This window comes from uncultured Pseudophaeobacter sp., assembly GCA_905479575.1.
In the GTDB taxonomy this organism is placed as follows: domain Bacteria; phylum Pseudomonadota; class Alphaproteobacteria; order Rhodobacterales; family Rhodobacteraceae; genus Pseudophaeobacter.
In genome coordinates this window covers 24323-37445 of record CAJQNB010000008.1, presented here as the reverse complement: position 1 = coordinate 37445, position 13123 = coordinate 24323, and the positions used below count along the sequence as shown (strand labels likewise).

Here is a 13123-nt window from a genome sequence, read left to right as displayed (position 1 = left end):
GGTGGTTAGAAGTCTTGCCATTTACCGTCGTCGCTGTCGGCCGGCCCATTGACCTGTTGTTGAACCACCTCTTCCCCCCAGTCCAGATAGTCATGGGCAATGACGGGGTCTGTGGTTGCAGCCTTGGCCAGCGGTGGTTTGGCAGTTCGCGGCGCGCCCAGAGTCTGAAACCCAGCAACCACTTCTGTGAGTTTTTGCGCGTCTGCCTTGAGCAGATGGCCCGCTGCGGTGGATTCTTCAACCATGGCGGCGTTTTGCTGGGTCACCTGATCCAGCTGGGTGACGCCAATATTGATCTCGGCCAGGCCGGTGGATTGCTCAACCGCCCCTTCGGTAATACCTGAGACCAGCTCGGAAATCTCGTTGACCCGCCCGACAATGGAGTTGAGCGCCTGGCCTGCTTTGCCAACCAGATCAACCCCGCGGCCAACCTGTTCGGCGCTGGCGCCAATCAGTGCTTTGATCTCCATCGCCGCCTCAGAGGAGCGCTGCGCCAGCCCCCGGACCTCGGCGGCAACCACTGCAAAGCCCCGTCCGGCTTCGCCAGCGCGGGCGGCTTCAACCCCTGCATTCAGCGCCAATAGGTTGGTCTGAAAGGCGATGTCATCAATCACGGTGATAATCTGGCCGATATGGCTGGAGGAGTCGGAAATTTCGGTCATGGCGGCGACGGCATTGGCGACCACTTCACCGCTGCTACGGGCCTCATTCTTGGCCTCATCCATGGTTGTCTCGACACTGCGGGCCCCATCAGCGGCCGCCTTGACCGAGGCGGTCATCTGGTCCAGCGCTGCAGCGGTCTGTTCCAGGGTTGCTGCTTGGCTTTCGGTACGGTGCGACAGATCATCAGAGGCCTGGCTGATTTCGGTGGCGCCATTGCCAATTGATTCCGAGGCTTCGATCACCTGGGCAACTGTGACCGAGAGGGTATCAATGGTCTGATTGAAGTTCTGGCGGAGTTTTTCGTGGGCCCCGGAAAACTCTACAGTAATCGGCTGGGAAAAATCACCGCGTGATAGCCTGACCAGCCCGGAGCTGAGATGCTGTACCACATCGTGTTGTTCCTGTTGCAGTGCGGCGCGACGTTCTTCGCCGACGCGGGCCTGTTGCAGATCGCTTTGCAATTCGACCAGCGCCTTGCCGATCTTACCGATTTCATCCTTGCGGCTTGCCGATGCGACCTCGGTGTTCAGATCGCCAGAAGAAACCGCAGCAATATCTGCGCAAACGCGGTCAATTGGCCGGATTACCGAGCGGGCAACCGAAATGCAGACTGCCAGAAGAACCGCACTCATCACAGCCAAACCGATGAGTATGTTCCGCGACAAGGCCTGTGTATTGGCCAGTATGGGATCAAGATTTCGGCGGACTTCGATGACGCCGCGCAGATCGCCCAGCTGCCAGTCGGTTTTGGGCGACCCTGCCACCGTGTTGTGACAGGCGACACAGACTTCCGAAGTCATCTGGTCCGCAACCGCCACCCGCAGAAAGGTGCTGCCATTGACCACTGCGGTCTGTTCAAAACTGCGCGCGGGGTCATTTGACAGGGCGTCCCAAGCCTCCTCCATGAAAGCGTCTGATGGGCGGTCGGCCCGGTTTTCAAATGGAAAGGGACTGTAAAGGGAGAAATTGATCTGTTCCCCAGCAACCAGTTCGCTGACGTCGTGCACCATTGTGGCTGGCAGAGGAATGACGTTTGGGTCGTTTTGGTGATCAATTCCCAAAGACAGGCTGCCGGAGGCCTTTGCGTCGCTCACCACGAATTTTGTATAATAGCTGCGCAGTGTCTTGACCTGGCCTGCGGTTTCAACAGCGGCTTCGGTTGCAGCTGAAATTGCATTATTGCGCATGGCGGAGGGAAGGAGCAGCCCCGCGAGCAGAAGACCCAGGCACAGGCACAGGGGGATGGGCACAACCAACTTGAACAAGAGAGAGTCTTTATTCACCTAAACGAACCTTCTATTCTCTAGGGTGCTTCCAGCGGAGCAACCGGTATTCGGCGGTTGCAAAACAGACGGCGAAACACTGCCAAACCTTAAACGACAGGTTCAAGGTGACTTGATTCGGTTAATTTTCCTGAAAATTGAATTTGTATTGCCACGACCCTCCTGCAACCAGGGGGATAGGTCGGTGCAGACGCGCAAACGCTGGGGCGACTGGGGGCCTGTCACAGGGGCAGGTTAGCCTGCGATCTTCAATCCGGTTTTGCTAAATCAAAAAGAGCGGCCCAAAAGGACCGCTCTGATACCGTAAACAACAGCCCATGGGCAACGATGCCCGGTGCCACAGAGCCGGGCGTGACACACATGTGGTCTCTTGTCCTGCGCGGTGCGGTCAGGCCCAGTGACCCTCGGCTGCGGCGCGGATAAGACGCATGTTTTCGCCATAGACCTCGGGGTTAGACACCGAGCCGCCCTTGAACACAGCCGAGCCTGCAACCAGAACATCAGCGCCGGCCTCAACAACCAATGGCGCGGTCTTGGGGTCTACGCCGCCGTCGATTTCGATATGTACCGGGCGGTCACCGATCATCTGGCGCAATTGACGAACCTTGGCCGTCATGTCGATGAATTTCTGGCCGCCAAATCCTGGGTTTACCGTCATCACACAGATCAAGTCGGTGAGATCCAGCAGAGGGGCGACCGCTTCGGCGGGGGTGCCGGGGTTCAGCGCCACACCTGCTTTCATGCCTGCGGCACGGATCGCCTGCAGGGTGCGGTGGATATGCGGACCTGCCTCGATATGGGCGGTGAGCACATCGGCACCAGCATCGGCGTAGGCGTCGATATAGGCATCGACCGGAGAGATCATCAGATGCACATCCATCACGGTTTTTACATGCGGGCGGAAGGCTTTGACCGCCATGGGGCCAAAGGTGAGGTTGGGCACAAAATGGCCATCCATCACATCCACATGCACCCAGTCAGCGCCCTGGGCCTCGATGGCCTGAATTTCCTGGCCAAAATTGGCAAAGTCAGCAGAGAGGATGGAGGGGGCAATCTTGATCTTGCGGTCAAAGGACATCGGGCGGTTTCCTTTTGGAAAGACAATAGAGGAGTGTTCAGCCGCCATATAGCTGCTTGCTGGCGCTCTGCACAGGGGCTGTTTGCCGAGTCAAATCAATGACATTTACAAAAGCTTCATTCCTTTGACACAAATCGTTTGAGTGCCAGCCTTAGTCAATGCCCGAAACGAGAGGGACCGACTGTGCTGCGTATCGATAAATTGACGAAACGTTTTGGTGACAAGATTGCGGTGGATGCCGCGACATTGGACATCGACAAACCTTGCATGATCGGGGTGATTGGGCGGTCAGGTGCCGGCAAGTCGACCCTGTTGCGGATGATCAACCGCCTGTCCGATGCCAGCGAAGGCCGCATCCTGTTTGAAGACCGCGAGATTACCGGCCTGCGGGGAAATGCGAAGCGCGCCTGGCAGTCGGACTGCGCGATGATCTTTCAGCAGTTCAATCTGGTGCCTCGTATGGATGTGGTCTCCAACGTGCTGCACGGCACGCTCAATCGCCGCTCCACCTTTGCCACCATGTTCAATCTGTTCCCGATGGATGACATCCACCGGGCGATCGACATTCTGGACCGTCTCGGCATTGCCGAACATGCCGCCAAACGGGCCGAAGCCCTGTCTGGGGGGCAACAACAGCGTGTCGCCATTGCCCGCGCGCTGATGCAAGACCCCAAGATCATTCTGGCGGATGAGCCGATTGCCTCGCTGGATCCGATGAACGCACAGACCGTGATGGAGGCGCTGCGCCGCATCCATGAAGAAGACGGGCGCACGGTGATTGCCAACCTGCACACGCTGGATACGGCACGGCGCTACTGCGACCGGGTCATCGGCATGCGCGATGGGCGCATCGTCTTTGACGGGCTGCCGGAACAGCTGACCACAGGTGTCGCCCGTGAGATCTATGGCGCTGATGCCAGTTTCTCGGAAGCGGCGACCTCGACCGAGATCGACACCCTGGATGCCACCATCCGGGCTGAGATGGCGCAAGCCTGAACAACCGAACCATCCAATTTCATCACCCGTACCCGATGGGGGGGCGGGAAAACTTAACCGGAGAAAAAAGATGAAAAAACTGCTGCTGGCCGCTCTGGCCTCGACTGCTTTGACCACACCTGTCATGGCCGAAGAAATCACTCAGTTCCGCATTGGTCTCCTGGGCGGCGAGAACGCTCAGGACCGTTTGAACAACAACGAATGCCTGCGCGCCAAAACCGAAGAGCTGCTGGGTGTTGAAACCAAGCTGTTTGCCCCTGCCGACTATAACGGTGTTATCCAGGGTCTGCTGGGCGGCACCCTCGACATGGCGTGGCTGGGTGCCTCCGGTTATGCAAAAACTTACCTGTCCGACCCAGAAGCGGTTGAGCCAATCCTGGTTAAAGTCAACGAGGACGGCGGCTACGGCTACTACTCGGTAGGCTTTGCGCGCGCCGACAGCGGCATCACCTCGCTGGAAGACATGCAGGGCAAAGTTTTTGGCTTTGGCGACCCTAACTCGACCTCCGGCTTCCTGATCCCGTCGATCGAGATCCCTGAAATCACCGGTGCCACCATGACCTCGGGCGATTACTTTGGCGAAGTCAAATTCTCCGGCGGTCACGAGCAGACCATCGTTGGCGTCAACAATGGCGATTTTGACGGTGGTGTGACCTGGGCTGACGGTCTGGGCAACTGGGAAGACGGCTACAACTCTGGCGCCCTGCGTCGCGCTGTGGATGCCGGCCTGGTTGACATGAACGACCTGGTGCAGATCTGGCAGTCCAAGCCAATCCCAGAAGGCCCAATCGTTCTGCGCAAAGACCTGCCAGAAGACGTCAAAGTCAAGTTCACCGCCTTGATGGCTTCGCTGCCCTCAATGGATCCTGAGTGCGCCTATGGTGTGCTCTCCGGTGAGGCCAAAGGCGTTATGCCAATCGGTCACGACGCCTACCAGGCAATCATCGAAGCCCGCAAGCTGAAGTCCAACTAAGACTTCCACGTGGTTCTTTCTTCGGGGTCCGGGCAGCAATGTCCGGACCCCGTTTCCCAGTGATCGACCGGCCCGGAGCGGCCCTGGATCACAGTTTCCCAAATCAGGACGGCAACGATGGCAGATCTGACCGCAGCGCCCCTAACGACGGCCGATATTCGCGCCCAATATGGCGAGATGACCCGGCGCAAGCGTCTTTATGGCGGCATAATTTTGGTGGTGTTTGTCGCCTTGATGATGGCAGGGTTCCGTACCGCTGACGGCCGCAATGCTGGCTCGTTTTATGACGGTATCACCCATGTTTTCGACTACCCGAACGAAGTTCTGGCGGAAGCCAGCGAGAAAGTTACAGAGCTCCCCGGTCATCTGGTCAACTTTTTTCCAGCCCTGATCGAGACGCTGAATATCGCCGCTGCCTCTACCCTTGTGGGGCTGGTCTTTGGCACCCTGTTGTCGCTGTTGTCGACCCATGGCATGGCGCCCTGGCCGCGCCTTATCCCGCTGTTTCGCCGGATCATGGATATCTGTCGCGCCATTCCTGAAATTGTCATCGCCCTGGTCCTGATCTTCCTGCTTGGTGGCGGCCCGGTGCCTGCGATGATTGCCATTGCAATCCACACCGCTGGCGCCCTGGGCAAGCTGTTCTCCGAAGTGAATGAAAACGCCTCGCTGAAACCTGTCGAGGGGCTTGAATCCGTTGGCAGCAGCTGGGGGCAGCGGATGTGGCTGGGTGTCATCCCGCAGGTGGGGCCAAACTATGTGAGCTACGCCCTGTTGCGGTTTGAAATCAACATTCGCGCCTCGGCCATTCTGGGTTTCGTTGGCGCTGGCGGCATTGGCTACGAGCTGAAAAACGCCATGTCCTGGGGCCAGGGCCGCTACGATGAGGCCGCCGCCATTTTCCTGTTGTTGTTTATCACCATCGTCGTGGTCGATCAGATCTCGAGCGGCATGCGTGACCGTTTGATCCATGGAGCCAAGGCATGACCATTCTAGAGGCCGACCTGACCCCCGCGACTTTGAAACAGGACATGGACCGCCTGTTTTTCAAAAAGAAACTGCTGAATTTTGCCGTGCCCGCCCTGATCCTGGTCTATATGGGTTATGTCTTTGTGGCCTTTGACATGGCAGGCCTGTGGCAGCGGGTCAGCTGGCAGAACGCCCAGACCCTGGTGAGCGACACCTATAGTTACAAAACCCATGTGACGCGGGACAACCGCGATGGCTCGGTCTCGGTGGCCATTGAGGGCGAGCGCAAAGGTGCCTATCCCGAAGGTGACAGCCCAGCCTGGGTTTCTCTGGGTGAGACCGCAGGGGCTGAGACTGCGATTGATCTGGAAAACGGTCATCTGGTGCGCTTTGGTGCTGAAAGCATTGAATATGACATTCCGGGCTATGGTCTGGTCCGCGCGACCCCGACCCGCGCCAAAGGTGTCCAGGCAGAATTGCCCGCTGGCGCTGTGCCAGACTGGATCAGTGTGTCCAAGAACCGTCTGGCGATCAAAACCGATGCCGGTCGCCTTACTGTCACCCGCAACCGCGCTGAGGTCTTTCGGTATTTCAACGGCTGGGAGCTGTTCTTTTTCACCCTCGACAGCCCCTATCATGGGCTGAGCATCGGCGAGGTGCTGACCCGCGCGGCATCAGGCGAAGCCGGGGCAATCCTGAATGATTTCTGGAACAACAAGATGTGGCGCCATAGGGATGTTGCCTGGGCCATCGCCGAGACACTGCTGATGGCCTTCCTCGGCACCATTGGTGCGGGTATCATTGCCCTGCCGCTGGCCTTTATTGCCGCGCGCAACTTTTCGCCCTTTGGCCCGCTCAGGTTTGTTGCACGCCGGTTCTTTGACTTTTTGCGCGGCGTGGACTCGCTGATCTGGACCGTGGTCCTGGCACGCGCCTTTGGCCCCGGTCCTTTGACGGGTGCCCTGGCCATTCTGGTGACGGATACCGGCACCTTCGGCAAGATTTTCTCGGAAGCCCTGGAAAATGTCGATGAGAAACAGATCGAAGGCATTGCCTCCACTGGGGCAAAACCGGCGCAGCGCTATCGCTTTGGAGTGATCCCGCAGATCACTCCGGTGCTGCTGAGCCAGCTGTTGTATTTCCTGGAATCCAACACCCGCTCTGCCACCATCATTGGGGCAATTACCGGGGGCGGTATCGGCTTGCTGCTGACCCAGGCGATCATCACCCAAAAGGACTGGGAAGAGGTGGCCTATTACATCGTGTTGATCATCTTGATGGTGATGATGATGGATTGGTTGTCGGGCTGGCTACGCCGTCGTCTGATCAAGGGCGAGGGTGGCAAGACCAAGCGCAAGGCACGCGCTGATGGCAAGGCCTTCCTGCTGCCCTGAAGCGAAAGACCCCGTCTTGACGTAACACCCCTTGCCATTCCATCGGAGTGGCGAGGGCCAATATTGGAAAGTGCCCCGATGCCGAAACTCTCCCCAGAGACCCCGTTTATTCACCCCGAATGCCAGATCAGCGACAGTCGTTTTGGTGCCTATGTTGAGATTGGCGCAGGCAGTCGCGTGGCCAATAGTGATATTGGCGACTATTCCTATTGTGACCGTAACTGCGATATCGCCAATGCGCAGGTGGGGAAATTCTCCAATATTGCCAGCGCCACCCGGATCGGGGCCACGGATCATCCGATGGAAAAGGCCTCGCTGCACCACTTCCATTATCGGTCTGCATCGTATTGGGATGATGTCACCGATGATGCGGATTGGTTTGCCCATCGCGCCAGTCGGCGGGCGCAGATTGGCCATGATACCTGGATTGGCCATGGTGCTTTGATCAAGCCAGAGGTGACCATTGGTCATGGGGCTGTTGTTGCTTCCGGCTCGGTGGTGACCAAGGATGTGGCGCCGTATACGATTGTTGGTGGCAACACGGCGCGGCTGATCCGGCGTCGCTATACAGCGCTGGTGGCTGATCAAATGATGCAGCTGGCCTGGTGGGACTGGGACCACGCCCGCCTGCGCACCTGCCTGCCAGATTTCCGTAAGCTCACCGCAGAAGCTTTTCTGGAAAAATATGCCTGAGGGCTGCGCCGGGTTTTTGGCAAACCTGTGTCGCGCAGATATCTCCTGCTAAACGGAGCAAGGGGGAGCTCCCGCCCCCGCAGGGGCAGCTGGCTTTGCCAGCGACCCCTTGGCGGCCTTGGGCCCGGCGCCGCTACGCGGCGCAAAAAAACAAGATCTGCTGAGAGGTCCTTAAGGGGCAGGTTTGCCCCGCAAGGACCCTGTCTAGTTTATTGGATCAGAGACACCTCAAGGGTAAACCCTGCCTTTCGGCAGGGCCGCGTTGCGGCCCTTGACCTGTCTCTTCTGAAAAAAAGAGTTCGGCGCCGCGTCAGCAGCGCTGGGCCCAACGGGAGAAGATCCCGCAAGGATCTATCGACGGGCGGGAGAGCTCCCTTACTGGGGGAGGTCAGTCTTCCGGGGTGACATGAATGGCGAACTGTTCGAGCCCTGCTGATTGCGGTTCGATGCTGCGGAAGCTCTCTCTCACACCGGCGTCGCTGAGCTCGCGTGCGACGGTGAGCAGCGTGTTGGGCGGGTTTTCAGCGCAGAGATCGCGCATTTGTGTCAGCTCTTCAGTGGCCACAGGGCGGGCGCTGGCAAGATCCGGGGCGCCATAGAAGTCTACAAAATGCTGAGCCAGAACATCAGTCAGCTCCTCCAGCTCAGCCTCCTCAATCTGGGTAACGGCGACAAAGGTCACCCGGCCAGAGGTTTCCAGCCCAAGCCAGCCATTGGCAAAGGCCTGGCGTTGTTTGCCGGTCAGGTCGTCCTCTACCCAGTTGGAGAATTCAAAGCCGCCGGAAATACACCATTCCCCAGTGCGGGCCGGATTGGCAAAGACATTCTGATCGCTCTCGTCAAAATGGATGGCGCGGGCGAGATACATCATCAAGTCTCCAGTTGTGTGGTCAGAGGAATAAGCCGGGTTGTGTCGGCATCGCGCAGCAGCATGCCAAAGTCTTCATCGACGCCGAGGAAGGTACCGGAGACGCCATTCAACTGCGTCTCTTCGCCAACCCCATGGGCCAGCCCGCGCCATTCGGCATGCAAGGGGGTTAGCCCGTCTTGCTCCCAGCGGTTGATCCAGTGCAGGGCATGGCGCGCCCAGCTTTCAACCAGAGCCGGGGCCTGCACATCAGCGCAGCCCTCGGCATAAAGCGCGGTTTGGTCGGGGGTTTCTCCGGTGTCATCGCGACCCGGCCACAGGGGCATTTCCAGCCCCACCACCAGCCAGTCTGGTATGGTGTCCGGCTCATCGCTGCTGGCCGCGATGCGCAGTCTGCCACAACGCCCGCCGTTGATGCGCAGACCTCCGCCCCATTCCAGATGCACCGCGACTTCGGGCGGGGCCAGTGCTCCCAGAGCGTTCTGCAAGCCGATCCCACATGTGGGCAACATGGCCATGGCCTTGTGCAGGGGTACCTCTGGGGCAAAAACCAGGGCGGCCCGCAGCAGGTCCGCGCCCAGATTATAGGTCACCAATCCCGCGTCACAGCCCAGGATCGCCCGCTGGCAGGCGGTTTCAAATGGGTCTTCCTGTCCGGTCAGTGCGTGGCCAGACATCAAGGGCGGAAAGGAGAGCTGGCTCATGCGGCGCCGCGCTCCACCAGGGCCGCTGCAACGTCGATAAAGGCTTTTGCCTGGGCGCTGTCGGGTTTGGCGGCCACGATGGGCGCGCCGCTGTCTGCGGCCAGACGGACGTCCAGGTGCAGCGGGATTTCTGCCAGCAGCGGCACGTTCAGCTTGGCCGCTTCAGCTGCCACACCACCGTGACCAAAGACATGTTCCTCGTGGCCGCAGTTGGAGCAGATATGGGTCGACATGTTTTCAATCATGCCCAGGATCGGCACGTTCAGCTTGTTGAACATATCAATGCCTTTGCGGGCATCAATCAGCGCCACGTCCTGCGGGGTGGAGACGATAACAGCGCCATCCACCTGGGCCTTTTGCGCCAGGGTCATCTGCACATCGCCGGTGCCCGGCGGCAGATCAACAATCAGCACATCCAAAGCGCCCCATTGTACCTGCATCATCATCTGCTGCAGCGCCCCCATCAGCATCGGCCCGCGCCAGACCACCGCCTGATCGTCATTGGTCATCAGGCCAATGGACATCATGGTGACGCCGTGATTGCGCAGCGGCAGGATGGTTTTGCCGTCGGGGCTGGCGGGGCGGCCAGAGACGCCCAGCATCCGGGGTTGCGAGGGGCCATAGACATCAGCGTCCAGCAAGCCAACACGGCGTCCCTGAGCGGCCAGCGCGCAGGCGAGATTGGCAGAGACGGTGGATTTTCCCACGCCGCCCTTGCCCGAGGCCACCGCGATAATGCGATCTACGCCAGGGATTTTCTGTGGCCCCTGCGGTGTGGCTGGTTTTGACGGCTTCAAATCCGGGGGCGGCGCCTTGGCAGCATGGCCGGTCAGCATCACCGAGACCTTCTCAACGCCATCAAGGTCTTTGACAACGGCCTCAGCCTGATCCCGGACCGGGCCATAAAGCTCCGATTTGGCGGGGTCGATTTCCAGCACAAACAACACGGTTCCTGCCTCAACAGACAGGCCGCGTGTGATGCCTGCGGCGACAATGTCCTGGCCGCTGACTGGGTCGGAAATGTTCTTTAGCGCCGCGAGGACGGATTCTCGGGTAATGGACACGCGGGACTTGCTCCTTTGATGGTGGCCCGGCAGGGGGCTCTGGCTGTCTGGCTATGGGAGGCCAAGCTGGCTTTGCCTGCTCGGGTCTCTTTCATTTTGTTTTATCTATCTGACTTGCAGCTTTGTTGCATCTGCCAACTGCGCTGGGGGGTGAAATTGCTGTAGCCTCTCCTGGTTCCAACGGGCGGACCTGTGATCTTATGTGGGATCTCAATGGTCCCGGCGTTTGCTGAGGTAGTCCTCTGTCGTGCGCACCTTGGGGCGGTCTGCTCCGGCAAATGGGCTGTCTTTTTGGTGGAACTGGGCCTGCACCCGGCAGTCGTCGCACATCTGAATCATTCGGGCCATTTCGGGGCGGGCGAACATTGCGTGTTTCCCGGCCAGTTTCTCGGTGATCTTTTCGATGGTGGATTTCACCCCAAACAGGCTGCCACACTCGACGCAGGCAAAGGGCTCCTCTTCGTGCAGCACCACCTGCGACAGGGCGACAGGGTCCAGGTTGAGACGTGGCTCAAAAGAGATCGCATCCTCGGGGCAGGCGCTGGCACAGATTCCACATTGCAGGCAGGCCTCTTCCTGAAATCTGAGCTGTGGCAGGTCGGGATTGTCCCCCAGGGCCCCCGAAGGACACAGAGAGACACAAGACAGGCACAGGGTGCAGCTGTCCTGGTCAACCAGAACAGCGCCATAGGGGGCCTGCGCGGGCAGGGGCAGCTGCTGCGCCTCTGGCTGCAGCGCCATGGCGGCCTGACGGGTAATCTGGCGGCGTGACCCCATTGGCCGGATCGGCGTCGCCAGCGGTTGGGAGACCTGCGCATCATAGAGCGCATCGCTCAGCAGGTCGGGGTCTGCAATATCCAGCAGCCGCGCCTTGCCCGCGCCGCCAATCGCCAGCGCCAGGTCCAGCTCGGTTTGCTGTACCTCATGGTCGATGCCGGGGCTCAGCAGCAGTGAGACATCAGCAAAACCGGCGGCCAGCGCCGCAAGGATTTCTGCATGGCCAAAGGCATTGAGCGCTGTCACCTCCAGCGGCACCACATCCGCAGGCAAGCCACGGCCAAAGCGTGCCGCGAGGCTGATCATCTCACTGCCATGGGGGGCCACCACCAGCAAACGGGGGCTTTGACCTCCGGCATCGAGGTAGGCCTTGGCCAGGGTCTGGATGCGGCGGAATTGGTCATCAGTGGCCGGCGCATCGTAGGTGATCGCCCCAGAGGGGCAGAGCGCGGCGCAGGCGCCGCAGCCGGCGCAGATCATCGGATCAATGCTGACCTGATCCCCGGCAGAGCTGATCGCCGAGGTGGGGCAATGGTCCAGGCATTTGCTGCAGCCGGACTGAGCAGCGCGGGAATGGGCGCACAGCAGCGCCTCATGGCGCAGGTACAGCGGTTTTTCAAAGGTTCCCACCATCTGCGAGGCTGCCAGAATGACATCGGCAACCGCCTGCGGGTTCTTGGGATCGGCGCGCAGATAGCCTTCGCGTTTGTCCGGGGCCGGAAACAGGGGGGTGTCGCCGCGCAGATCCAGGATGAGATCGCAGTCCGACAGGGCGCCGTCACGCGCGGCTGTCCAGCTCCACTGGCGTCCCGCCACATCCAGCTGTTGTAGCGCATCAATGCTGACTTGAAACTGCCCCAAAGCGCCCTGTGCGCGCCGTAACTTGCCTCGGACCACATCAAATTCGCGCCCTGGGGCAAGGTTCATCGGCTCCAGGGTGGGGGCATTTTTATCTGTATCCAGCAGCACAGTGACCCCCAGCACGTCTTGCAGACGTTCAGCGGCGGCCAGGGCCAGGTCAGCTGCCCCCAGGATGAGGCAGAGCCCCTCGCTGGTCACATCCACGGATTTCCCCGGGGAGACATCTAAGCAGGCTTCAGCGATAAGGGCGGACATTTTGGGTAGTAAATCACCGGTATCAGCGGTCCAGCCTGCCCTGTCCCGCAGGTCAAGCAAAGGCGGCTCTGGCTGGTCCAATTCCGCCGCCAAATCGGCGAAGAATCTTTTTTCCTGGGTGCAGCAAATCACCGAATCGCCGCCTGAAATTGCCGCCGCAGTGGTCTCGACCTGGGTGGTGCACAGGGCAGTATGAACGCGGCTGCACCCCAGGCCCGTTGCCTTGGAGAGGGCATCAGCGTTGAGGGTCTGTGTCCCTGAACAATCACATAAAATCAATTGCTTGGTCATTCTTTGCCTCGCGAATTTTCCGGTAAAATCCTGTTGGATCGACGGCTTGCTGGGAGGTCAGACTAGCTCTGTTTCTTTGTCGAGGTAAACCGGGTTTCAGTTGCAACAGCCGCCCCGCAGGCAGGTTTGGAGAACGGGTGATTCGCCATTTGCCGGCACAGCGGGTTCCTGATCTTTTTTGTCGAAATAGACATTTCGACCGCAGGGCGGTGGTGGTCAATGTGCAGCACCCCAATTTGTCCCGCTGCAGAGGT

Annotated in this window: 11 protein-coding genes; 5 read left to right on the top strand and 6 right to left on the bottom strand. The window is 59.5% G+C overall.

Annotated features, from left to right (window positions below; all coding sequences use genetic code 11):
• Nucleotides 1-5: 5 nt before the first annotated feature.
• Together QZ268_RS03500 and rpe are read right to left on the bottom strand one after the other, a co-directional pair.
• Nucleotides 6-1946: a methyl-accepting chemotaxis protein gene (locus QZ268_RS03500; protein ID WP_295448042.1), complete on the bottom strand. Its 1941-nt coding sequence runs from the start codon at nt 1944-1946 to the stop codon at nt 6-8.
• Between the two features lie 388 nt (nt 1947-2334).
• Nucleotides 2335-3024: a ribulose-phosphate 3-epimerase gene (gene rpe / locus QZ268_RS03495; RefSeq protein ID WP_295448039.1), complete on the bottom strand. Its 690-nt coding sequence runs from the start codon at nt 3022-3024 to the stop codon at nt 2335-2337.
• Nucleotides 3025-3207: 183 nt separating this feature from the next.
• Between rpe and phnC the strand changes: the two genes are divergently transcribed.
• The 5 genes from phnC (at nt 3208) to QZ268_RS03470 (ending at nt 8049) form a co-directional block, all read left to right on the top strand.
• Nucleotides 3208-4020 carry a phosphonate ABC transporter ATP-binding protein gene (gene phnC / locus QZ268_RS03490; RefSeq protein ID WP_295448036.1) on the top strand — a complete coding sequence of 271 codons (813 nt, stop codon included), beginning with the start codon at nt 3208-3210 and terminating at the stop codon, nt 4018-4020.
• Nucleotides 4021-4090: 70 nt separating this feature from the next.
• Nucleotides 4091-4993: a phosphonate ABC transporter substrate-binding protein gene (gene phnD, locus QZ268_RS03485; RefSeq protein ID WP_295448033.1), complete on the top strand. Its 903-nt coding sequence runs from the start codon at nt 4091-4093 to the stop codon at nt 4991-4993.
• 117 nt (nt 4994-5110) lie between these two features.
• Complete coding sequence (phnE, locus tag QZ268_RS03480) at nt 5111-5980, top strand: phosphonate ABC transporter, permease protein PhnE (protein ID WP_295448030.1); 870 nt, start codon at nt 5111-5113, stop codon at nt 5978-5980.
• Nucleotides 5977-7356 carry a phosphonate ABC transporter, permease protein PhnE gene (gene phnE / locus QZ268_RS03475; protein WP_295448027.1) on the top strand — a complete coding sequence of 460 codons (1380 nt, stop codon included), beginning with the start codon at nt 5977-5979 and terminating at the stop codon, nt 7354-7356. Before phnE (QZ268_RS03480) ends, phnE (QZ268_RS03475) begins: the two co-directional genes overlap by 4 nt.
• 78 nt (nt 7357-7434) lie before the next feature.
• The gene (locus QZ268_RS03470) at nt 7435-8049 is read left to right on the top strand and encodes a chloramphenicol acetyltransferase (RefSeq protein ID WP_295448024.1); all 615 of its coding nucleotides are present in this window, start codon (nt 7435-7437) and stop codon (nt 8047-8049) included.
• Nucleotides 8050-8437: 388 nt separating this feature from the next.
• On the opposite strand, the gene QZ268_RS03465 is transcribed toward QZ268_RS03470, so the two are convergent.
• The 4 genes from QZ268_RS03465 to QZ268_RS03450 form a co-directional block, all read right to left on the bottom strand.
• Entirely contained in the window at nt 8438-8917 is a 480-nt protein-coding gene (locus tag QZ268_RS03465) for a DUF6505 family protein (RefSeq protein WP_295448120.1), read from the bottom strand.
• Nucleotides 8918-8919: 2 nt separating this feature from the next.
• Nucleotides 8920-9621 (bottom strand): biotin/lipoate--protein ligase family protein, encoded by a 702-nt coding sequence (locus QZ268_RS03460; protein ID WP_295448021.1) that lies wholly within the window; start codon nt 9619-9621, stop codon nt 8920-8922.
• A complete protein-coding gene (locus tag QZ268_RS03455; protein ID WP_295448018.1) occupies nt 9618-10685 on the bottom strand; it encodes an Mrp/NBP35 family ATP-binding protein in 1068 nt (355 codons plus the stop codon). Before QZ268_RS03455 ends, QZ268_RS03460 begins: the two co-directional genes overlap by 4 nt.
• A 210-nt stretch (nt 10686-10895) precedes the next feature.
• Nucleotides 10896-12869 (bottom strand): 4Fe-4S binding protein, encoded by a 1974-nt coding sequence (locus QZ268_RS03450; RefSeq protein WP_295448015.1) that lies wholly within the window; start codon nt 12867-12869, stop codon nt 10896-10898.
• Between the last annotated feature and the right edge of the window lie 254 nt (nt 12870-13123).